Origin of the sequence: Enterobacter asburiae (assembly GCF_007035645.1) — a bacterium.
GTDB classification, from domain to species: Bacteria; Pseudomonadota; Gammaproteobacteria; order Enterobacterales; family Enterobacteriaceae; genus Enterobacter; species Enterobacter asburiae_B.
The window spans coordinates 2,007,919-2,028,853 of sequence record NZ_AP019632.1 but is presented as its reverse complement, the minus strand read 5'-3'; the positions used below and the strand labels follow the sequence as shown (position 1 = coordinate 2,028,853).

At 54.9% G+C, this 20,935-nt stretch carries 20 protein-coding genes; 2 read left to right on the top strand and 18 right to left on the bottom strand.

What is annotated here, in order from left to right; genetic code table 11:
• Positions 1-32: 32 nt before the first annotated feature.
• The 3 genes from tyrR to FOY96_RS09605 all read right to left on the bottom strand — a co-directional run bounded on the left by tyrR (position 33) and on the right by FOY96_RS09605 (position 4,133).
• On the bottom strand, positions 33-1,574 hold the full coding sequence (gene tyrR, locus FOY96_RS09615; protein WP_023335909.1) for a transcriptional regulator TyrR: 1,542 nt from the start codon (positions 1,572-1,574) through the stop codon (positions 33-35).
• Between the two features lie 112 nt (positions 1,575-1,686).
• A complete protein-coding gene (locus tag FOY96_RS09610) occupies positions 1,687-2,739 on the bottom strand; it encodes a YcjF family protein (protein ID WP_143346909.1) in 1,053 nt (350 codons plus the stop codon).
• Entirely contained in the window at positions 2,736-4,133 is a 1,398-nt protein-coding gene (locus FOY96_RS09605; RefSeq protein WP_143346908.1) for a YcjX family GTP-binding protein, read from the bottom strand. The genes FOY96_RS09610 and FOY96_RS09605 overlap by 4 nt, the downstream gene beginning before the upstream one ends.
• A 155-nt stretch (positions 4,134-4,288) precedes the next feature.
• On the opposite strand from FOY96_RS09605, the gene FOY96_RS09600 reads away from it, so the two are divergent.
• Positions 4,289-5,299: a LacI family DNA-binding transcriptional regulator gene (locus tag FOY96_RS09600; protein WP_143346907.1), complete on the top strand. Its 1,011-nt coding sequence runs from the start codon at positions 4,289-4,291 to the stop codon at positions 5,297-5,299.
• Between the two features lie 34 nt (positions 5,300-5,333).
• On the opposite strand, the gene FOY96_RS09595 is transcribed toward FOY96_RS09600, so the two are convergent.
• The 15 genes from FOY96_RS09595 to pspA form a co-directional block, all read right to left on the bottom strand.
• Positions 5,334-6,248, bottom strand: coding sequence for an OmpG family monomeric porin (locus FOY96_RS09595; RefSeq protein ID WP_047060998.1), 915 nt, complete (start codon positions 6,246-6,248; stop codon positions 5,334-5,336).
• A gap of 66 nt (positions 6,249-6,314) precedes the next feature.
• Positions 6,315-7,397 (bottom strand): ABC transporter ATP-binding protein, encoded by a 1,083-nt coding sequence (locus FOY96_RS09590; RefSeq protein WP_039262901.1) that lies wholly within the window; start codon positions 7,395-7,397, stop codon positions 6,315-6,317.
• A 13-nt stretch (positions 7,398-7,410) separates the two neighbouring features.
• On the bottom strand, positions 7,411-8,076 hold the full coding sequence (gene pgmB, locus FOY96_RS09585) for a beta-phosphoglucomutase (protein ID WP_143346906.1): 666 nt from the start codon (positions 8,074-8,076) through the stop codon (positions 7,411-7,413).
• On the bottom strand, positions 8,066-10,345 hold the full coding sequence (locus FOY96_RS09580) for a glycoside hydrolase family 65 protein (RefSeq protein WP_143346905.1): 2,280 nt from the start codon (positions 10,343-10,345) through the stop codon (positions 8,066-8,068). Before FOY96_RS09580 ends, pgmB begins: the two co-directional genes overlap by 11 nt.
• A complete protein-coding gene (ycjS, locus tag FOY96_RS09575) occupies positions 10,339-11,397 on the bottom strand; it encodes a D-glucoside 3-dehydrogenase (RefSeq protein WP_143346904.1) in 1,059 nt (352 codons plus the stop codon). The genes FOY96_RS09580 and ycjS overlap by 7 nt, the downstream gene beginning before the upstream one ends.
• Before the next feature lie 11 nt (positions 11,398-11,408).
• Positions 11,409-12,197, bottom strand: coding sequence for a 3-dehydro-D-guloside 4-epimerase (gene ycjR, locus FOY96_RS09570; protein WP_143346903.1), 789 nt, complete (start codon positions 12,195-12,197; stop codon positions 11,409-11,411).
• Positions 12,198-12,214: 17 nt separating this feature from the next.
• Complete coding sequence (ycjQ, locus tag FOY96_RS09565; RefSeq protein WP_143346902.1) at positions 12,215-13,267, bottom strand: D-guloside 3-dehydrogenase; 1,053 nt, start codon at positions 13,265-13,267, stop codon at positions 12,215-12,217.
• 28 nt (positions 13,268-13,295) lie between these two features.
• Positions 13,296-14,138 (bottom strand): carbohydrate ABC transporter permease, encoded by an 843-nt coding sequence (locus FOY96_RS09560; protein ID WP_143346901.1) that lies wholly within the window; start codon positions 14,136-14,138, stop codon positions 13,296-13,298.
• Entirely contained in the window at positions 14,125-15,006 is an 882-nt protein-coding gene (locus tag FOY96_RS09555) for a carbohydrate ABC transporter permease (protein ID WP_023312040.1), read from the bottom strand. Before FOY96_RS09555 ends, FOY96_RS09560 begins: the two co-directional genes overlap by 14 nt.
• Positions 15,007-15,028: 22 nt before the next feature.
• Positions 15,029-16,321: an ABC transporter substrate-binding protein gene (locus tag FOY96_RS09550; RefSeq protein ID WP_143346900.1), complete on the bottom strand. Its 1,293-nt coding sequence runs from the start codon at positions 16,319-16,321 to the stop codon at positions 15,029-15,031.
• 14 nt (positions 16,322-16,335) lie between these two features.
• Entirely contained in the window at positions 16,336-18,033 is a 1,698-nt protein-coding gene (locus tag FOY96_RS09545; RefSeq protein WP_143346899.1) for a sugar phosphorylase, read from the bottom strand.
• 197 nt (positions 18,034-18,230) lie between these two features.
• The gene (pspD, locus tag FOY96_RS09540; RefSeq protein WP_023312043.1) at positions 18,231-18,455 is read right to left on the bottom strand and encodes a phage shock protein PspD; all 225 of its coding nucleotides are present in this window, start codon (positions 18,453-18,455) and stop codon (positions 18,231-18,233) included.
• Positions 18,456-18,467: 12 nt separating this feature from the next.
• Positions 18,468-18,827, bottom strand: coding sequence for an envelope stress response membrane protein PspC (pspC, locus tag FOY96_RS09535; protein WP_023312044.1), 360 nt, complete (start codon positions 18,825-18,827; stop codon positions 18,468-18,470).
• The gene (gene pspB, locus FOY96_RS09530) at positions 18,827-19,051 is read right to left on the bottom strand and encodes an envelope stress response membrane protein PspB (RefSeq protein WP_023312045.1); all 225 of its coding nucleotides are present in this window, start codon (positions 19,049-19,051) and stop codon (positions 18,827-18,829) included. The genes pspC and pspB overlap by 1 nt, the downstream gene beginning before the upstream one ends.
• Positions 19,052-19,100: 49 nt before the next feature.
• Positions 19,101-19,769: a phage shock protein PspA gene (gene pspA / locus FOY96_RS09525; RefSeq protein WP_029740507.1), complete on the bottom strand. Its 669-nt coding sequence runs from the start codon at positions 19,767-19,769 to the stop codon at positions 19,101-19,103.
• Positions 19,770-19,935: 166 nt separating this feature from the next.
• Here pspA and pspF point away from each other — a divergent pair, with 166 nt between their 5' ends.
• On the top strand, positions 19,936-20,913 hold the full coding sequence (pspF, locus tag FOY96_RS09520) for a phage shock protein operon transcriptional activator (RefSeq protein WP_143346898.1): 978 nt from the start codon (positions 19,936-19,938) through the stop codon (positions 20,911-20,913).
• Positions 20,914-20,935 lie beyond the last annotated feature (22 nt).

The following is a 20,935-nucleotide window of genomic DNA, read 5'->3' as shown; positions in this document are numbered from 1 at the left end:
AAAGTAAAAAGCCTCTTTACAGAGGCTTTTTGTTATTCGTCGCCTTTCTTATGATTCAACCCATACTCACGCAGCTTGTTCGCGATCGCGGTATGCGAGACGCCAAGGCGTTTTGCCAGCTTGCGGGTGCTGGGATAGCTGCGGTACAGCTGCGTCAGCACTGAACGCTCAAAACGGCTGGTGATATCGTCCAGCGAACCTTCCATCGCCTCTTCGCCAACCGATACCGTCCCCGCGTCGTAATCAGGCAACAGAATATCCTGCGGACGCAGTTCATAGCCTTCCAGCTGGGTCAGCGCACGATAAACGGCGTTTTTAAGCTGGCGAATGTTGCCCGGCCAGCCGTAGCGCATCAGCACCGTGCCGAGATCGGCAGACAGCTTCGGACGCGGCACCCCCTGCTCGTCGGCAAAGCGGGCGACGAACAGCTCCGTGAGCGGCATGATGTCCTGCGGGCAATCGCGCAGCGGGGGAATATTCAGCGTCAGGACGTTGAGGCGGTAATAGAGATCTTCGCGGAAGATCCCCTTTTGCACCAGTTCCACCAGGTTTTTCTGGGTGGCGCAAATGACGCGCACGTCCACATGCACTTCGTGATCCTCACCGACGCGGCGGAAGGTTCCGTCGTTCAGGAAACGCAGCAGCTTAGCCTGCATGCGCGGCGACATTTCGCCGATTTCGTCCAGCAGCACGGAGCCACCGTTAGCCTGCTCGAAGAACCCTTTCTTGCCTTCCGGCGCGTGGCCAAACAGCTCGCTTTCAACGGCGTCTTCCGGAATAGAGGCGCAGTTAAGTGCCAGATAAGGCTTAGCCGCACGCGGGCTCGCCAGATGCACGGCGTGAGCCAGCAGGTCTTTCCCGGTGCCGGTATCCCCGGTAATCAGCAACGGCGCGGTCAGGCTTGCGAGCTTGCGCGCCTGATCAACCACATGACGCATTTTCGGGCTGACGGCAATAATCTGGCTGAACGCGCCAACGTCCTGGCTGGAAATGTTCTGCAGCTGGCGACCCATGCGTAACGTCGAGCGCAGCATGATCACCGCCCCGGTCAACACGCGGGTATTCCCTTCCCCTTTCAGATAGACCGGCGTGATCTCCATCAGGAAATTCTGCCCGTTAATCACCACATGCTCGCTAAGCGTGTTCTGCGGATTGCTGTCCAGCCAGCGCTGGAAGTTAAAGCCGGGGATCAGCTGCGCGGCGTTATGATTGCTGAGCTTCTCCTGGCTCTGCGCGAAAAGCTGGCAGCTCGCGTGGTTAACGCGCTCAACTTTGCTTTTCAAATCCAGGGAGAGGAACGGCTCAGGCATCGCTTCCAGCAGCGCGCTCAGCGCCAGATGCTCACGCTCAGAGGGCATCCAGGGAATGGTGCGTACATCCGTAACGCCAGCGATACGGCGGATTTCCGCCATCAGGCTGCTGAAGGTATTAAATTCAATTTCGGCAAAATTGAGGTAAATTCGCCCGACAGGATCGATCTCAATGCCACGTAAATCAATGCTACGTAAAACAAGAAGATCGAGTAACTCGCGGGTCAGACCGAGACGGTCTTCACAGAAGACTTCAAGACGCATGGGAAATTCACCGTTTTAAGCCAATAACAGTAAAATGATATGCCAGAACACGGTGATCGGGAAGATGGCTGTCAAGAAATATTGACAGCCAGCACGATAAGTGAACAAAACCTCACGGAGCCGGTTTTTTATTGAGCGTCTCTTTAAGCTGGCCGATCAGCTCGCGCCTGAAATCCCCCAGCCGGGGCTTATCGCCATCAATCCACGGCAGCGGACGGCAGACTTCCATCGCTTTAATCCCCAAACGCGCGGTCAATAATCCCGCGCCGATACCCTGCGCGGCACGAGCGGAAAGACGCGCCGCCAAATCCTGCGACATCCAGTCCATTCCGACTTCGCGCACCAGTTCACTCGCCCCGGCAAACGCGATATTGAGCAGGACCAGCTTGAACAGCCGGAGTCGACTGTAGTAACCCAGCTCTATGCCGTAAAGGTTCGCGATACGGTTGATCAGGCGCAGGTTACGCCAGGCGATAAAGGCCATATCGACCAGCGCCAGCGGGCTGACGGCAATCATCAGGGTGGATTCCGCCGCAGAACGGCTGATCTCGCGTCGCGCCTGGGCATCCAGCACCGGCTGAACCATATGGGAGTAGAGCGTCACCACTTCCCGGTCATTCTGGGTTTCATGGATGGCGGCATACCAGCGCTGAAGCGCCGGATGCGACTGATCGATTCCGGCCTGGCTGGCCAGCTTTTCACAGAACGCGCGGCCTTTGCCGGTGCCGTGGCTGTGGAGCAGATCCCGCGCCTCATCACGCTCGTGCGCGCGCTGGCGCAAACGCCAGAGCCGCCGCCACTCGGTGGCAACCGACCCGATACCCGCTCCCACAATCAGCGCGCCCGCGGCACATCCGCTCAGCGCGACCCAGTCCTGAGTTTGCCAGGCGTTCATCGTCCACTGCGCGCCCTGCCCAACCACGCTTACGCCAAACAGCGCCAGACCGGCGGTGACCATCCTGCGCCACAGGCTGCGTTTTGGACGCAGGGCGGCTTCCACAACCGCCTCAGCAGGACCTTCCTCGACGCCGGGCTCCTCGGTCAGGGCCGGGGCAAAGTTATCAGCCTGCGTGCCGCTGAACGTCTGCGCGGTTTTAAACGCCTCCTGAGGATCCTGCTCAAGCGTTCCGGTAAAGTCTATGCGCGGTTTTAACGGTTCCGTCATCGCAATTTATCTCCAATCAAAAACTCCAGCGCCGCATCCAGACGGATGTGTGGTAATGGCCGATCGACGCTCATTGCCTGCGGGCGGAAGGCTTCAAACTGGAAGCCCTGGTTCTGCCAGAAGGCCTGACCCGGCAGCCGCGCAGGCACTTCGCCCGGATAGACGGTAAGCGGTTCACCGTCGCTGAGCCGGTTCCCGCGTAATGCCGGTATTTTCTCGCCGTTAAGATCAATCAGCCCGCTTTGCGTTGCCTGCACGGACGCAAGCCCAAGGCAATCCATGCCGATCCCTTCGAAGGCGGCGTTTTGCCAGGCGTCCTGCACCAGCTGCTGCAGCAGCGATACCATATTGGCATGCTGGTCGACCGTGACGTGATCGGCCTTGGTGGCCGCAAAGAGCAGTTTATCGATCACCGGTGAGAACAGACGGCGAAACAGCGTCCGCTGCCCGTAGTGAAAACTTTGCATCAGCTGCGTCAGCGCCAGACGCATATCGTTGAAGGCCTGCGGCCCGCTGTTGAGCGGCTGCAGACAATCCACCAGCACAATCTGACGGTCAAATCGCAAAAAGTGGTTTTTATAGAATCCCTTGACCACTTTTTCACAGTAGTAATTGTAACGCTCGCGCAGCATCCCGGCGTTAGTGTGCCTGTCGGCCTGCGCCAGCTTCGACTCGCCCACCCTATCCACGTCCGGCCAGGGGAAGAACTGAAGCGCAGGCGCGCCCGCTAAATCACCCGGCAGGACAAAGCGACCCGGCTGAATGAAGTGCAACCCTTCCTGCTTGCACTGGTGCAGATACGCCGTCCAGGCTTCGGCAATGGCCGCCAGACGGTTTTCATCGGCTGGCGCAAGCGGGTCCAGGCCTTCGCACAGCTGTCGCCATTTGGCCGACCACCCGGCGCGCTGCCCCTGCAACAAGCCCGTCATCTGGCGGGACCAGCTGAGGTAATCCTGCGCCAGCATCGGCAGGTCGAGCAACCATTCACCGGGGTAATCGACGATTTCAAGGTACAGCGTAGAGGTATCCTTGAAGTGGCGCATCAGGGATTCATTGGAGCGAAAGCGGAGCGCGAGGCGAATTTCACTCACCCCTCGCGTCGGCGTCGGCCACATGGGCGGATCGCCATAGAGCTGCGCCAGCCCTTCGTCATAGGTAAAACGTGGAATCCCAAAATCACGCTGAGGAACGCGCTTCACGCCCAGCAGGCGTTCTTCCCGCACCGCGCTGAGCAGCGGCAGACGCGCCCCGGCGTGCAGGTTCAGGAGCTGGTTCACCATCGCGGTGATAAACGCCGTCTTACCGCTGCGGCTCAGCCCCGTCACGGCCAGACGCAGATGACGGTCAACGCCGCGGTTCACCAGTGAATTGATTTCGTTTTTAAGTCGCTTCATCGCCGTCCTTCGTTGCCTGGAAGCCTTGAATGCATGGCTTCAGAATACAATAAATGGGGGCAGATCGTTGATTATCAATTCTTATTTATTGCTATTGCCATTTTCTCTCCAGTAAGATGAACGGCATTGCTGTCAGTCCGGAGTGAGTAAGGTGTATGTCACCCACCATCTATGATATCGCACGGGTTGCGGGCGTATCGAAATCAACCGTTTCCCGCGTTCTGAATAAACAAACGAATATTTCTCCCGAAGCGCGTGAAAAAGTGCTGAAGGCGATTGACGAATTAAATTATCAGCCCAACAAACTGGCCCGTGCCCTGACCTCTTCAGGCTTCGATGCCATTATGGTTATTTCAACCCGATCAACCAAAACCACTGCCGGAAATCCTTTTTTCTCCGATGTCCTTCATGCCATTACGGCAAAAGCGGAAGAAGAAGGATTTGACGTTATTTTACAAACGTCAAAAAGCAGCGAAGACGATCTGCTGAAATGCGTGAGTAAAATAAAACAGAAGATGATCAAAGGGATCATTATGATGAGCTCACCGGCAAATGAATCCTTTTTCACCACGCTGGATGCGTATGGCGTACCGGTAGTGGTTATCGGTAAAGTGGAAGGTGAGTATCAAAATATCTATTCCGTCGACACGGATAATTTCCATGACAGCGCCACGCTGACCGAAACCTTTATTAAAAACGGACGCCGTAAAATTGCCTGTCTGCATGCCCCGCTTGATTATCATGTTTCGATCGATCGCCTTGCGGGCTATAAAGCCAGTCTGGAAAAGCACCATATTGCCCTTAACCCGGACTGGATCAGGGATGGCGGTTATACCCATGAGAGTGCGCTTACGGCGGCGCTGGAATTGTTGTCTTCACCCACGCCGCCTGATGCAGTATTCGCTACCGACAGCATGAAGTTACTTAGCCTCTATCGCGCGGCGGATGAGTTGAACCTGATGATCCCGGAGCAGGTGGTGATAGCCGGATACAGTGACCCGATGCTGTCTCTCATTTTAACGCCCGCACCTGGCGGCTTTGATATCCCCACCCGAAAGCTGGGGGAAGAGAGCTGCGATCTTCTTTTCAGGCGTATTGCGGGTCATCCCGCCCCGCAAAAAGTGCTGGTTGATACCCACTTTTTGTTGGCTGCTTCCCTTCGCTAAAACCAGGGGCGAAGTGCCCCTGGCGTGCAGTCGGTCAGAACGCGTAGTTTACGCCAACCCCCGCATAGTGGAAGCGGTCGCTTTCGCCTTCATCGTGGTTTTCCCACTCATAGGCGTATTCCAGCGTCATGGATAAACCATTGTTGAAATCGTAAGCGTAGAGGAGACCGAGTCGGTTGAAATCGTGTCCTTCACGCTCAGGATCGTCCTGCCAGTCCCAGTTCGACCAGCGATCGAGCCCCAGGCGGGTATAAGGCGTTAAGGTGGTCTGGCCTAACGAAATGGGCAGATAGGCACGAATTTCCTGAGTAGAAAACTCGCCGTTATTACGGGAACTGTCCATATTGAAGCCGCGCTCTAAATAATAATTCACTTTAGCAGCAAAGGTTTCGTTAATGGTCCAGGTAAAGCCCGTTTCGGTTTCAACGCGGCTGTCAGCATAGCCGGTTTTTTGCAGATCGTTAGCAAACTGATACATGGCAAACCAGCCGCCAAAACGCCAGTCATCGGTTAATTTAATATCCCAGTCAGGCTGAACTTTGTAGCGCTGCATATTAGCGCTGCCGTCTTTGGCACCGTGCTCATCTTTAAAGTGATAACCATAATTACGGAAACCGCCGGTCAGACCGAAGGTGAAATTATCGGTTCCGATAAAGCGATAGCGTAATTGAAATTCAGGACGATCGAAATAGGTTCCACGGGTCATACTGCTGTAATCAACCGGCCCCTCCTGATACATCGCCAGCGAAATAGTCCACGCATCCCAGGTTGCATTAAACCACACGGAAGGTTCATATAATCCATCTTTATCGTCGCCCTGCCCCTCAACGTTTTCGATTTCATACATTGCGCCAATATTAAATTCCCACTGTTTAGCTGCTTCTGATGCTTGTGCACAGCTAACTCCTGCGCACAGAACGAGCGCAGCACTTCTTAGTAGAGTACTCATTTAATTTTCCCTTTATAAGTAACAAACAAAAAAACCGGAAATTTGCATTTCCGGCGAACACCTTTCTTATCTAATAGCCGCTTCGGTTTCAGCGTCGAAGAAATGGCACTTATTCATATCGAACTGGATGTTGATATTATCCCCTGCGGCATAATCATTCGCCGCGCCAGCGCGAACCACCAGCTCATGACCGCCAACGGTGGCGTAAAGCATGAATTCCGCGCCGGTCAGTTCGGCTACGCTGACTTTCGCCGCGATATTTTTACCACTGCTCTGCAGAGTGAGAATATCTTCCGGGCGGATCCCAAACACCACCGCTTTGCGCTGATACCCTGCGGCATTCAGTGAAGCGAGCTTGTCTTCCGGGATCGCCAGACGCAGCGTTTCCGTGACGAAATAGCGATCGTCGATAGCACCGCGAATAAAGTTCATGGCTGGCGATCCAATAAACCCAGCAACAAACATGTTTGCCGGTTCGTTGTATACCTGCTTCGGAGCGCCGACCTGCTGAATAATGCCGTCTTTTAAGATCACGATGCGGGTCGCCATCGTCATGGCTTCCGTCTGGTCGTGGGTCACGTAAATCATCGTGGTGTTGAGCTTCTGGTGCAACTTGCTGATTTCAGCCCGCATCTGCACGCGAAGCTTGGCATCAAGGTTGGAGAGCGGTTCATCCATCAGGAACACGCCCGCTTCGCGCACGATCGCCCTGCCCAACGCCACGCGCTGTCGCTGGCCGCCGGACAGCGCGCCCGGTTTACGCTTGAGGTACTCGCGTAATCCGAGGATCTGTGCCGCCCAGTTAACGCGCTCGTCGATAACCACAGGCGCAATTTTTTGCATCTTCAGGCCGAACGCCATGTTGTCGTAGACCGTCATATGCGGATAAAGCGCATAGTTCTGGAACACCATCGCGATATCGCGTGACTTGGCGGGCACGTCATTCATGCACACCCCGTCAATAATCAGTTCACCCGCGCTGATCTCCTCCAGACCGGCAATCATGCGCAGCGTCGTGGATTTCCCGCAGCCCGAAGGCCCGACGAAGACGATGAACTCCTTGTCTTCTATTTCGAGACTGAAATCCTTAACCACGTGGACCTGGTTATCATAGATTTTCTGAATGTGTTTCAGGGACAGTTGAGCCATTGTTAATTCCTTATCAATACGTCCGGGATGCCCAAAACTCGGTCAGGCATTTCCAGGTCAGTTCCCGCGTTGAATGAAGTTGTAAACCCGCATGGTTCAGGCCAGATCCAATCCCAACCGATAGCATTCCCGCCGCGTTGATCGCCTCAACGCCTGCAGGTGCATCTTCGATACCTATAGCCGCGTCAGGACGCACATTCAGGCCTGCACAGGCAGCAAGGAAGATCTCCGGGTCTGGCTTTGAGCGGCGAATACGGGAAGCATCGGCGCAAAAATCGAAGGCCTGATGAATGCCCAGCGCGTGCAGGATCCCCGGGGCATTCAGGGATACGGAGGCGAGCCCAATTTTGACCTTCGCCGCACGGATATCCGCCAGGACGTCGCGAATACCCGGAAGCAGTGAATCCTCCGTCAGCGACGCCAGAGACTGGACATAGAGCGCGTTCTTTTTCGTCGCCAGCGCGAGGCACTGCTCATGGCTGAACATCCCCTCTTTCCCGCCATGCTTCAGGATGCGCTGCAGGGAATCCATGCGGCTAATGCCCTTCAGCTGTTCGTTAAATACTTCGTCGAAGGTGATGCCGATTTCATCCGCCACTGCACGCCAGGCCAGAAAATGGAGGTGTGCGGTATCGGTGATCACACCGTCCAGATCGAATACAACCGCCTTAAGCGTCATGGCGCCCCTCCGTGGTAGCGGTCCCATTAACAGGTGCAAGAAAATCCTTATAAGCGCAAACTGTCCGCCCCGATACGTGTAGCGTCTTGCCCCACAGCGTCAACATGGAAGGTGCCGAAGCTTCAATGGTTAACACCTCGTTTTCACAGGTGAAGTGCAGCGTTGCATTTCGCCAGCGCAGCGGGAATGCCAGTCTTCGCCAGTGGGCCGGCAACCTGGGCGAAAGATGCAGCTCCCCATCCACTATCTGCATACCGGCAAAGCCCTGAATGACGCCGGACCAGATAGCGCCGGTCGCAGCGGCGTGAATTCCGTCATCGCAGCTGTGCGGGTCGTCCCCAAGATCGATAGCGACGCCATCGCGCCAGAAGGCGTAGGCACCTTCGACGTCACCACAGCGGGCAGTCACAATGCCGTGAATGGCCTTGCTCAGCGAAGAGTCATGGATCGTGCGGGGCTCATAGAACGCCAGATTGGCGGCACACTGTTGCGGGGTAAACCGCTCCGGCAACAGGTAGGTAAGCATCACCACATCAGCCTGCTTAAGGATCTGCATGTCGTTGACTTCCGCGCGGGAATAATCGAGCAGAATGGTCTGCTTACCCGCTTTGGCTTTGTAGCGGCTGAGATCGATGGCCGGTTTGGCCATGAAGGTATCATCCTGCGGGATCACACCGTCTGGATTGGCCTCCGGCAGCCATAAGCACTTCAGGAACCGTGTCGCTTTGTGCGTAAAACCTTCATCCTCGCGCCCAAATATCGCCATAAACTGGCGAGCGCAGGCAACGTTGTGCCAGGCCAGATAGTTGGTATACGCGTTGTTGTTCACATGCTCGGTGTATTCGTCAGGTCCGATAACATCATGGATTTCGAGACGACCATTAATTTCCGTCGCGCGGCCCATCCAGAACGCGGCGGTTTCCATCAGCAGCGTCAGGCCTTCGTTTCGCATAAAGGTCTCATCCTGCGTCGCCTGCCAGTAAGCGACGACGGCCCAGGCAATGTCCGCCACGATGTGGTGTTCCGCCAGCGCGGAGGCCACCTTCTGGCGCGTGCCGGTTCGGATGTTGATAGCCGCGAACTCCGGCGTCTCTTCCAGCCCGCTGGCGGCGCTTTCCCATGGGAACAACGCGCCGGGCCAGCCGTTGCGACGGGCTTTTTCCCGCGCCCCGGCCAGGTTGAGCCAACGATAGCGCAGCAGGCTACGGGCGATTTGAGGTCGCGTGAAGAGATGGAAAGGCAGCAGGAAAATTTCGGTATCCCAGAAGACGTGGCCTTTATACCCCTCGCCCGTCAGCCCTTTGGCGGCGATACTGCTTCGCTCATCATGGGCTGGCGTCATGGTCGTCAAATGCCAGACGGCGTAATCCAGCGCCATCTGATCCTGATGTTCCGTAGAGTCCACCTCCACCCGAGCGTTACGCCAGACCTCTTGCCAGGCACACGCCGAACTCTCAAGCAAGGCGTCGTAGCCTCTTGCCGCACAGACCTTAAGATCGGCCAGCGCGTTTCGGGCGAACGAGGCCTGCGACAGTGCTTTATCACTGCGATGTGCCACCCAGACGATTTTTTCAAGCGTGACAGTGTCACCCTTAGCAATCGTCAGCGAATGATGAACGCTGAGACGACGATTTTTGGCGGTGAAACAGCTATCGCTCTTCGCGGAGAGCTGACAATATGCTGAAACAACAATCTCAGACGCGCGGTCCTGCGTTTCATATACGCCCTGCATATATTGCTGGTCGAACACTCTGACCGACATTTCATCCAGATGCTGTCTGCCGCTGTTCGTTTGAGTTGCGTCAATGCCGGTTTGCAGCACGGCCTGCGTGGCGGCATCGAGCGGTGTAATCGAAAGCTGCATGGCCACTAAGGGCAACTGGTCTAGCGACACAAAACGACGGCTCTCCAGACGATAGCGTTTCCCGTCAGGCGAGCGCCAGACGACGCTGCGACGAAGCTCGCCATTAGCAAACGCCAGCTCGCGCTGCCACTCGAGGATTTCGCCTGACAGGAGCGTGAAATTGACGCTATCCAGCTCAACATCAATACCGATGATATCCGGCAGATTGATTAGCTCAGTGGTCTCGTTGCGACCAGCACGATGATAGAGGCCCGCAAGATACATGCCTCTGGTTTGCTGGGTGTAATCTTCTTCGTGCGCAGCCCGGAGCCCCATGTAGCCATTACCGCAGGCCATGATGGAGGCGTATTTATTCAGGCTGTGTGGACAAAAGTCCGGGTCGGTTAATACAGACACGTTTAGCATAACGTCACGCTTTCCCCTGTTTCTGCTGATTCATACAGCGCGGCGACGAGCTGCTGGATAACCAGCCCCTGCTCCGCATCAGCGATCATGACGGGTTCTCCCTGCACATGCCGTACGAAGGCATCCATACTGCGCATATGACGCCGATCGTCAGCCTCTTCACGCTGCGTGAGGGTGACTAAAGTACCGGCTTCGTCGTTGTAGATGTGCGCCGGGAACAGCATGGCGCCAGCCTTTTCGCCGCAGAATGCGACGTTCATGATGGATTGTTCACGGATATTGAGCGCAAACGACGTGTCCAGACGCAGAATGCCGCCGTTGCAAAATTCAATGGTGCCAAACAGGGCATCTTCAACGGTAAACTGCGTGGGATCCCACGCACCAAATTGGCCGCTGCTTTTACGGTTTCCCAGCCTCTGGAAGCTGTGTGCCGTCACCTTTTTTACCGCCGGGAACCCCAGCACGTACATCGCGGCATCGAGCATATGGATGCCGATATCAATCAGCGGCCCACCGCCCTGAAGCGTTTTGTTGGTAAAGACGCCCCAGCCGGGAACCCCGCAGCGGCGTAGCGCCTGCGCCGTGGTGTAATAAATTTCGCCCAGTTCCCCCTTTATCACAGCTTCACGCAGCAGTTGCGTATCAAGAGCAAAACGATGGTGAAAATCATACGCCAGCACTTTTCCTGCCTTGCGCGCGGCCATGCGCATCCGATCTGCCTCCTGCGGCGTCATGGCCGGCGGTTTTTCACACATCACGTGGCAGCCTGCTTCCAGCGCGGCCATGACGTGCCCGAAATGGAACCGGTTAGGCGAACAGACGCTCACCACATCCGGCTTAACCGCCTCGAGCATCTCTCGCGCATCCTGCCATGCCGAGGAAATACCATGACGTTCCGCAAACGCCCGAGCCTGTTCAGGATGGCTGTCCATGACAGCCACCATCTGAACATCACTGCGCGTGGCGTAATACGAGGCATGCACTTTATCCGCGACCTGTCCGGCGCCAATGATGGCGACGCGCAGAGGCGAAGGTGTAGAAGCACTCATCACGCTCGTCATCCTTAGCATTTACGCAAGTAAGTGAGCGAGTCCCGGTATGCCTGAGCCGGATCCTCGGCGCGAACACGGCATTCATACACCACGTAACCCCGGTAGTTATCCGCACGCAGCCGATCGAATAGGCTGGCAAAATCGAGGCTGCCGCTGCCCGGCTGGTAGCGGTGGTTATCTGCGATGTGCACATGGCCCAGCAGATCGCGGTGCTGATACAGCGCATCCGTCAGCGAGTCTTCTTCGATGTTCATATGATAGAAATCGCCGATGATCTGCACGTGCTTCAGGCCGTTCTCTTCGATATAGCGACGCGCATCAGCCAGGGTGTTGATCATATGATCCTGATAGCGGTTCAGCGGTTCCAGGTAGACGGTCGTTCCGGTGCGCGCCGCTACCTCATCCAGCCAGCGCAGGGAGGCGCTTACGGCTTTGCGGTCACCGTCCAGGCTGCGTGGAGAGGTCATTGGCGGCAGACGGAAGGTAAACATTCCCCAGGCAGCAGGCACGATAATGCCCTTGCCGCCCACTTCAGCCAGCGCTTCCAGGATACGTTCAATCTCCTGTAACCCGTTCAGACGACGTTCTTCGATGAAGTCGCCAATCCAGCCATCGTATCCGCCACAGGCCGTCGTCACCGGCAGTCCGGTGGCCTTAATCGCCGCTTTTACCTCGGCGAGGTTTTCCACCAGCAGCTTGCCGTCAATTTCGTAGCCATCAAAACCCATCGCTTTGATGTACTGGAATTTCTCCATGATATTGACCGGGAAAAAGGCCTGATTTTGTGTTGCGATTTTCATGTTTTGCTTTCCTTAGCTTAAAAAGTGACGCCCATTTTGATGCTCAGTTCCGGGTGCTGATCGACATACTTCATGTAGCTTTCCGGGCTGGTGGTGAAGGTGACGACCGGGTCGATGAGATCTTCACAATTTAGATAGCCGTTCATCAGCAGTTCCCAGCAGGTCTCTTCAATACGTTTACGGTTCCAGCGCGGGTAATCCGGGTTGGGTTCGCTACAGGCGCGGGAGAAGACAATCTTCGCGTTATTGAAATGCGCTTCGCGGCCGAGGTTAAAGCCTTCCGCGAACGGTTTCGCGAAGGCTACGTAGGAGATAGTGCCGCCATAGGCGAGCCCGCGCAGCGCGGACTGCAGCGCATCTGCAAAGCCGCTGGTTTCGATGATCACGTCCGCGCCCTGCTTCCCGGTCAGCTTTTTGATTTCCAGACCGACATCGGTGCCGATTGGGTTCAGACAGTGGTCAGCCCCATGACGGCGGGCAATCTCACAGCGGTGTTCGATAGGGTCGACGCCGATGACGATTGACGCACCGGCTTTTTTGGCCAGCTGGATCGCAATTTGCCCAATGGCTCCCAGACCGACCACGACAACAAAGTCGCCCACGCGAACGTTGGCATCACGCACGCCGCTCATGGCGAACTGCGCCGGATCGTAGCAAACGGCGTTTTTCCAGGAGGCGCCCTGCGGCATTTTGCGCAGCTTATAGTTATTCACCGCGTTAACGATCACCGTTTCCTGCAGCGGTGCGTAGCAGCAGACGCTGTCGCCGATCTGGTATTCCGTGACGTCAGCACCGCATTCGATAATCTCGCCAGCAATCATATTGCCCAGCTGGAACTTACCGAATTCGATCCCGCGGGCCGCCCCCTCTTCACGTGGGGTAAACATCTGCCACTCCGCGTTGAACTCTTCGTCAATAAACGGACTGGCGGCGCGGAAATCCACCACTTCGGTACCGTGTTTAGGCGCGCCAAAGCGGGCGCGAATTTTCACTTCATGGACGGCAACCGGACGATCTTCATATTCCACCAGCGCCGCCACGCGTGGCGCTGTCGCAACTAATTTTTTCATGACTGACTCCTTGTTAAAATTGGCCGCCTCAGCCCTTCACGCCACCGGCGGTCAAACCACTTTTAATAAAACGTTCAGACAGGGCGTACATGATGACCACCGGAAGCGCCGTCACCAGCGATGCCGCCATCATGCGACCCCAGATATAATCTGGCGTGCTAAAGAGCGTGTTCAGCCCAACCGGCAAGGTGAAATGGCTGGCGCTGGACAGGAAAATGGACGCAAACAGGTAGTCGTTCCACGCCACCATGAAGCAGTAGACAAACACCGACACGAGCCCGGAAATCGCCAGCGGCACGGTGATGCGGAAGATGATTTGCAGGCGGTTCAGGCCGTCCATTATCGCGGCTTCTTCGATTTCGTCCGGGATGGTGTCGAAATAGCTGCGCAGCATGAACACCGCTGTCGGTAACGTTTGGGTCACCATGGTGATAATCAGCGCCAGCTCGGTGTCGTAGATCCCAAGAGCAGTGATGATTTTGAACAGCGGCACCACCAGCAATATTCCGGAGAACATGTAGACGGTGTAGAAACTCGCATTGATCGTCGTGCGGCCCTTAAAACGCAGTTTGGACAAGGCGTAAGCCCCCAGCGTGCCGAGAAATACGGCAATCACCGAGGAGGTCAGCGACACCACCATGCTGTTTTTGAAATAGTCCACGAACGGGAAAATCAGAGGGTTAAAGATGTCGACGTAATGCTGCAGCGTCCACGCCTGCGGCAAAATGGTCGGGTTAAGCGATATCGCCTCTTTCGCACTCTTAAACGACGTCATCAGCATCACGAAGAACGGGAACAGCGTGATGACCAGGAACACCGCCAGACCGAGATAAAAACCAATACGGCTCAGTACGCGTTTATTTGTTGCCATTGAGGTTTACCCTTTTTCTGGTCAGCAGAATCACCGCGAAGATGATCACGAACAGCACGACAGAGATCGCCGCAGCCTTACCCAAATCGTTGAAAGCGAATGCGGTTTTGTAGAGATAGACGCCCAAAATATCGACCTTGGTCGTCAACAGGTAGACATCCGCAAACATGTAGAACATCCAGATAGTGCGAAGCGTCACCACCGTTGCCAGCACCGGCATAATCGCGGGCAGCGTAACGATTCGAAAACGCTGCCAGGCATTCGCGCCGTCCATTTCCGCCGCTTCATACAGCGACTTATCAATGGTCTGCAAAATCGCGAGGAACGAAATGAACGCGTACGGGAAGTAGCGCCAGATGGCGAACAGCACCACCAGTACAAAGCTGCTGCCAGGATTGTCGAACCACAGCGGCGCCTGGTCATACAGATGCAGCAGGTCAACGCCCAGATAGTTCACAATGCCGTAGCCGTTGTTGAACATGTATTTCCATGCAAACACCAGCGAAATGGACGGGGTGACGTAGGATAAAATCACCAGTGAACGTGCCGTTTTCCGCAGACGGAATTCACGGTTAAAGAAGATCGCCACCGCCAGCCCCAACCCCGTGCTGCCGATCACCACCAGCGCCGTGTACCAGAACGTCATCCACAGCGAGTGCCAGAATGCTGCATCACTGAGAATGCGAATGTAATTATCCAGCCCGACAAACACAGCGCTAATGCGCGGGTTAAGCGGCAGACGTAAGAAACTGATTTCAATATTGGAAATCATTGGCCAGGCCACCAGGCCCCCCAGCAAAATCAAGCTGGGGGCCAACAGCAGCATGGCGAAAGGCATATCTGAACGACCAGAAAACAACGTCTTCATAATTTCCTTCCGCAGAGCGCTCCTATCGTTGTGAAATCAGATCGGTCAGACGCTTCTGGCTGTTACTAAGCGTGTTGCTGAGATCTTTTTTCCCCACCGTGACGTTATGCACCATGGAACTGATGATGCCGGACCCGGTAACATCGCCCATGCGTGTGAAGTTTTTGTCGCCCACGGCGCCAAATACCTGCACATTCGGGAACTGCGCAATCAGTTCGTAAGGCAGTTGCCCAAACGCTTTAATCACATCGTTGTTTTTCCAGGTATCGGTGCCCACCACCAGCTTGTTCACCGGCAGTGCCGCGCCGGGCGACATCATGACCCAGTCGGTTGCGTTTTGAGCCTGCTCCATCCAGGTCACAAACTTTTCAGCCGCCTGAGTCTCATCTTCGGTTTGACCGGTGGTAATCGTCAGCGACGTGACCATGCCGTAAACGGCAGAAGAGGTTTCTGTTGGGACGACGAAGCCCAGGTTGGCAGGGTTTCCGTCCTGGAATACCGCCGGAAGGATGTAGGTGGAGTAAACCGCCATCGGCGCAGAACCGTTCATGAAGGCATCTTTGATCTCCATGACGTCGTTTGAACCCGGCATGGTAGTCGCGGCCAGATCTTTATAAAACGCCAGGGCTTTTGCCATTTCAGGGGTATCGATATCGACGTTCCCTTTGGCATCAAAAACGTTCGCACCGCCGGAAAGCGCAAACTGGGAGAATGCCTGCTCCGTCATCACGCTTTCGGCGGTGGGCAGCGCAATGCCGTAATGTTTTTTGGTCGGGTCATTGAGCCTCTGGCTGGCTTTCAGCAGCTGTTCCCAGTTATGCGGCTCCTGGATACCTGCCGCAGCAAGCGCATCTTTGTGATACCAGACGCCGGATAGCCAGGCGCTGACTGGCACTCCCGTCCAGGCAGAACCGTCTTCCGTACGAACAACACGCAAGATGCCGTCATAGAAGGTGTCCTCGCCTACCGCTTTAATGGCTTCGCCGATAGCTTTGCGATCCAGGAGCTGTTCCTTGTCCATAACTTTCGCGTAGTCATGGCTGACTTCAATCACCTCTGGCAGCGCGCCCGTTCTGGCGAGCGTAATAACCTTGGTGTTGTAGGCATCCTCTTCGACCGGCACCTGTTTCACCGTGATGCCGGGGTTCTCTTTCTCGAACTTTTCGATAAGCTTCGTGATAACCGCCTGGCGCTCCTGCTCGACTGACGAGTGCATAAACTCAATGGTGACAGCAGACTTTTTGTCGTCCTTGCATCCTGATAACAAGGCGCACGAAACCAGTGCTGAAATCAGCACAATTCTGGGCATTTTCATTTTTAAGGTCCTTTTTAGTTTTCTTTAATCCACAACACCTGCCATGGATATAGGGTCAGCGTTTTATCTGTAATATCTTTCCCGGAAATCAACTCCGTTCCGGAATGAATATCGGATTCCACCGTTTGAATGCCGTCACTGAAATTAAACAGCGCCGTTACTTTCTCACCACAACCCGCCACGCGAACGATTTTTAAAACATATTTACCTGACGCACTGAAATAAGCTTCACTGTCAGGATGGAATGCTTTCTCCGCCCGACGCAGCGTGATTAACTGGCTTAACGAGCAATAGACCTGAGAACGCAGGCTATTTTTATCTTCAAGCAGGCTATCAATTTGCCCTGCCGTGTATTTCTCACGATTAATCGCACGGTTGTATCCCAGGCGTTCAACACCTGCATAATCATTACGTGAACCGAGAATGCTCTGGATATAAACCGCAGGCACGCCGGGGAAGCTTAAAAGGACGGCATGCGCCAGAATAAACCGGGCAATCCGTTGGCTATCAAGACTGTCACGCGTACTTAAAGCATCCAGATAGGTCACATTAATTTCATAAGGACTGCGTGTACCATCCGGGTTATTTTTCCAGTTAACCAACGCCCCTTCAGCCTGAAGTTTTTCCACAAGCGAGAGGATTTCCGACTCGGGTAAAATTCCGCGTAACGGATTCAGACCAATCCCGTCATGCGAGGCCAGGAAGTTAAACCAGGTGGTTTTCGTGGAAGGCAACGTCAGCGACGCTGCCCACTGGCTCAGCGTCCCGACGTCCTGAGAATGCACCGCATGCAGCACCAGCGGGGGCAAAGAGAACTGATAAACCATCTGCGCTTCATTTTCGCCGTCACCGAAGTAAGCAACGTTATCTTTATGCGGAACGTTCGTCTCGGTAATAATCACCGTTCCAGGGGCGACAGCCTCGGTAATCGCGCGGAAAAGCTGGATGAGCTGGTGGGTTTGCTCAAGGTGGATGCAGTTTGTTCCGGGTATTTTCCACATGAATCCCACCGCATCCAGACGAATGTATCGCGCCCCTTCAATCAGGTAATGCAGCAGCACGTCGACCATCGCGATCAGCACCTGCGGAGAGGCGAAATTGAGATCGACCTGGTCCTCGCTGAAGGTGGTCCACAGGTGTCGCACGCTGCCGTCATGCAGCGTGAAAGGCGTAAGAAGCGGTAAGGCACGCGGACGCGTCACCGCGGATAAGTCTGTTTCAGGATCGACAGAAATAAAGAAATCTTCATATCCTGGCATTTGCTTCAGATAATTAGCGAACCATTTGCTTTTGGCTGACATATGGTTGCATACGAAATCGAACATTAAACTGGCTGACTGTTTTAATTCAGCAACGTCTCGCCACGTTCCGGTTTCCGGTGCAACCTCGTGATAATCGATAACAGAAAAACCGTCGTCCGAAGACCATGGATAAAAAGGCAAGAGATGAACATGAGAAAAAGAACGAGAAAGCCACCTGTTATAAAAACGTGTAAACACCGGTAGCGCCTTCTCCCCTTTCGCTGAAAACTGATCGGCATAGGTAATCAGGACAACGTCTTTTTCATCCCAACCCGTTTTACGTTTTTCCGTAATAACAGAAGCGGCATTTCCAATATTTTCCAGCAGCACATTAAGATGGGCGTCAGAAAACGTTTCCCCGTAAACAATATTAATGAGTTCTTTAATTTTTGTATTCATTTCATTTTCCATGGTAGCGGTCCCACGGAGTGGCAATCTACTCCCATGAAAAATATCTGTCAACGGACCAGAAAGGAGAAAAAGGTGATTGCAAAGCAGCTCAGCGCAATATTGTGAGCTGCCGCAAAGAAAGAACCGGGAAAAGAGGAAATGCGGTTAACCGTCGCCAGTCCCTCCCCCGTCAGGGAAAGGGCTAACGCCAGCAGGAATTATTGGGATAAGTAACGGCGAGAAAGCCGTTTTGCCACCTTTTGCAGCAGCGGTTCGAGCGCCACGGCCAGCACCATTCTGACCGGTTTGCGGGCAACGGATTTGATCGCCCAACCCGCCACGCCTGCCGGGCCGAACCGTAACGCGGTCAGCAGGACCAGTTTACCTGCGATTTTCAGGCCGGGTTTTACCTTCTGACCGGCCTGTTGCCAGTGTTGTTTCATCTCATCTCTCTCTTAAAGCTGACGAAAGCGACTTCTCAGCGTAAAGGTATCCGACGTGACATAGCGTTCCATTTCCCGTAGCCGCTTCTCACCGGCGGCGAGCTGCTCATCAACGGCATTGAGAAGATCGCTGCTGGTCGGAGCTCCCTCCGCAGCCAATTCTCCTTCTGGCATCGGGTCAAGAACAAACGACAGGACGATGTATGCCACCAGGGTAATAAACGCCAGGCCGAAGAATATCGATAGCACCGCGACCACGCGGACAAGTTTGACCGGGACATCAAGATAGTGAGCCAGCCCGGCACAAACGCCGCGCACCATGCCCTGCTGTGGAATACGCCACAGCTTTTTGTTCAGATTCAGTCCAGACATTAACGGTCCCTCCAGTTTGGATGCTCAGCATCCAGGATGGCTTCCAGCGCCTGAATGCGTTCGCGCATTTTGTTCGCCTCGTCGGAGAGCTGTACCAGACGCTGTTGTTCACTCTGGGAGAGTTCGCCCCGAGAAGAACGGTTGCTGTAGTGCAGCCATAGCCAAATCGGCAAAACGAACAGCACGAAAATTGTCAGGGGAATGGCCAGAAAAAGCGCGCTCATGTGTACTCCTTGTCTTATGATGCGGCACGCTCAGGTGCCGCAGGAATTATTATTGGTTGTCTTGCTTCATTTTGGCTTTCAGTGCCGCCAGCTGCTCGCTGATTTCATCATCAGCCTTCAGATCGGCGAACTGTTGATCCAGCGACTTCTGCTTGCCGATGCCGTGGCTTTCGGCTTCCGCTTCCATGTGGTCGATACGACGTTCAAACGATTCAAAACGCGCCATCGCTTCATCCAGCTTACCGCTGTCTAGCTGACGACGCACGTCGCGGGAGGAGCTTGCCGCCTGGTGACGCAGGGTCAGCGCCTGCTGACGCGCGCGGGTTTCGCTCAGTTTGTTTTCAAGCTCACCAATCTCTTTCTTCATACGGGTGAGCGTGTCGTCCACCAGCGTCACTTCATGCTCGAGCGTCGCGACCATATCAGCCAGCTTCTGTTTTTCGATCAGCGCCGCACGGGCCAGATCCTCTTTGTCTTTACGCAGCGCCAGCTCCGCTTTTTCCTGCCATTCGTTCAGCTGAGCGGTTGCCTGTTCAATACGACGCGTAAGCTGTTTTTTCTCCGCCAGCGCGCGGGCGGAGGTTGAACGCACTTCAACCAGCGTGTCTTCCATCTCCTGAATCATCAGACGTACCAGCTTCTGCGGATCTTCCGCTTTCTCAAGCAGTGAGTTGATGTTGGCGTTCACGATGTCGGCAAAACGAGAAAAAATACCCATAATCAAATCCTCATAGTTCTGTTATCGGGCTATGCCCTGCTGTACTGATAATACAAACATCATGCCAGGTTTTTATCTTATTGATTTCACTGAGTCTGATTGATTTTTACGCAGTGAAGAACTATTCTTCCCTGGTGAATATCGCTAAGGAGTGGTTAATTTCATCATGCCCGGATACAAAGACAATTTACTCGGCGAAGCAAACAGCTTTCTCGAAGTGCTGGAACAGGTCTCTCGCCTGGCGCCGCTCAATAAACCGGTGCTGATCGTCGGTGAACGCGGAACGGGGAAAGAGCTGATAGCCAACCGTCTGCATTACCTCTCCGGGCGCTGGGATGGCCCCTTCATTTCCCTTAACTGCGCGGCGCTGAATGAAAACCTGCTCGACACCGAGCTCTTCGGCCATGAAGCGGGGGCGTTTACCGGTGCCCAGAAACGCCATCCCGGACGCTTTGAGCGCGCCGACGGCGGTACGCTGTTTCTGGATGAGCTGGCCACCGCGCCCATGCTGGTGCAGGAAAAACTGCTGCGCGTGATTGAGTACGGCGAGCTGGAGCGCGTCGGCGGCAGCCAGCCGCTGCAGGTTAACGTACGCCTGGTGTGCGCCACGAACGCCAACCTGCCGGAGATGGTGGCGGAGGAGAAATTCCGTGCCGACCTGCTTGACCGCCTGGCCTTTGACGTCGTTCAGCTTCCACCCCTGCGCGAGCGCAGAAGCGACATCATGCTGCTGGCAGACCAGTTTGCGATTCAGATGTGCCGAGAGCTCGGACTGCCGCTGTTCCCCGGCTTCAGCGATTATGCGCAGGAGACGCTGCTGGCTTACCACTGGCCGGGAAATATCCGCGAACTGAAAAACGTCGTGGAGCGCTCCGTCTATCGCCACGGCAGCAGCGAGACGGAGCTGGACAATATCATTATCGATCCTTTTCAGCGCAGCGCAGCGCCGCTACCCACACCAGCGTCTTCAGGCGATCTCCCTACTCTCCCCCTTGATTTACGCCAGTTCCAGAACGATCAGGAGAAACAGCTGCTGGAGCAAAGCCTGAAGACGGCGAAATATAACCAGAAACGGGCGGCTGAACTGCTGGGTCTGACCTACCATCAGTTAAGGGCATTGCTCAAAAAGCATCAAATGCGCTGACAATATCAGCACTTACCTGCAG

Coding starts and splice junctions, on each gene's coding strand:
- tyrR (WP_023335909.1), bottom strand. CDS start 1,574: ATGCGTCTTGAAGTCTTCTGTGAAGACCGTCTCGGTCTGACCCGCGAG.
- FOY96_RS09610 (WP_143346909.1), bottom strand. CDS start 2,739: ATGACGGAACCGTTAAAACCGCGCATAGACTTTACCGGAACGCTTGAG.
- FOY96_RS09605 (WP_143346908.1), bottom strand. CDS start 4,133: ATGAAGCGACTTAAAAACGAAATCAATTCACTGGTGAACCGCGGCGTT.
- FOY96_RS09600 (WP_143346907.1), top strand. CDS start 4,289: ATGTCACCCACCATCTATGATATCGCACGGGTTGCGGGCGTATCGAAA.
- FOY96_RS09595 (WP_047060998.1), bottom strand. CDS start 6,248: ATGAGTACTCTACTAAGAAGTGCTGCGCTCGTTCTGTGCGCAGGAGTT.
- FOY96_RS09590 (WP_039262901.1), bottom strand. CDS start 7,397: ATGGCTCAACTGTCCCTGAAACACATTCAGAAAATCTATGATAACCAG.
- pgmB (WP_143346906.1), bottom strand. CDS start 8,076: ATGACGCTTAAGGCGGTTGTATTCGATCTGGACGGTGTGATCACCGAT.
- FOY96_RS09580 (WP_143346905.1), bottom strand. CDS start 10,345: ATGCTAAACGTGTCTGTATTAACCGACCCGGACTTTTGTCCACACAGC.
- ycjR (WP_143346903.1), bottom strand. CDS start 12,197: ATGAAAATCGCAACACAAAATCAGGCCTTTTTCCCGGTCAATATCATG.
- ycjQ (WP_143346902.1), bottom strand. CDS start 13,267: ATGAAAAAATTAGTTGCGACAGCGCCACGCGTGGCGGCGCTGGTGGAA.
- FOY96_RS09560 (WP_143346901.1), bottom strand. CDS start 14,138: ATGGCAACAAATAAACGCGTACTGAGCCGTATTGGTTTTTATCTCGGT.
- FOY96_RS09555 (WP_023312040.1), bottom strand. CDS start 15,006: ATGAAGACGTTGTTTTCTGGTCGTTCAGATATGCCTTTCGCCATGCTG.
- FOY96_RS09550 (WP_143346900.1), bottom strand. CDS start 16,321: ATGAAAATGCCCAGAATTGTGCTGATTTCAGCACTGGTTTCGTGCGCC.
- FOY96_RS09545 (WP_143346899.1), bottom strand. CDS start 18,033: ATGGAAAATGAAATGAATACAAAAATTAAAGAACTCATTAATATTGTT.
- pspD (WP_023312043.1), bottom strand. CDS start 18,455: ATGAAACAACACTGGCAACAGGCCGGTCAGAAGGTAAAACCCGGCCTG.
- pspC (WP_023312044.1), bottom strand. CDS start 18,827: ATGTCTGGACTGAATCTGAACAAAAAGCTGTGGCGTATTCCACAGCAG.
- pspB (WP_023312045.1), bottom strand. CDS start 19,051: ATGAGCGCGCTTTTTCTGGCCATTCCCCTGACAATTTTCGTGCTGTTC.
- pspA (WP_029740507.1), bottom strand. CDS start 19,769: ATGGGTATTTTTTCTCGTTTTGCCGACATCGTGAACGCCAACATCAAC.
- pspF (WP_143346898.1), top strand. CDS start 19,936: ATGCCCGGATACAAAGACAATTTACTCGGCGAAGCAAACAGCTTTCTC.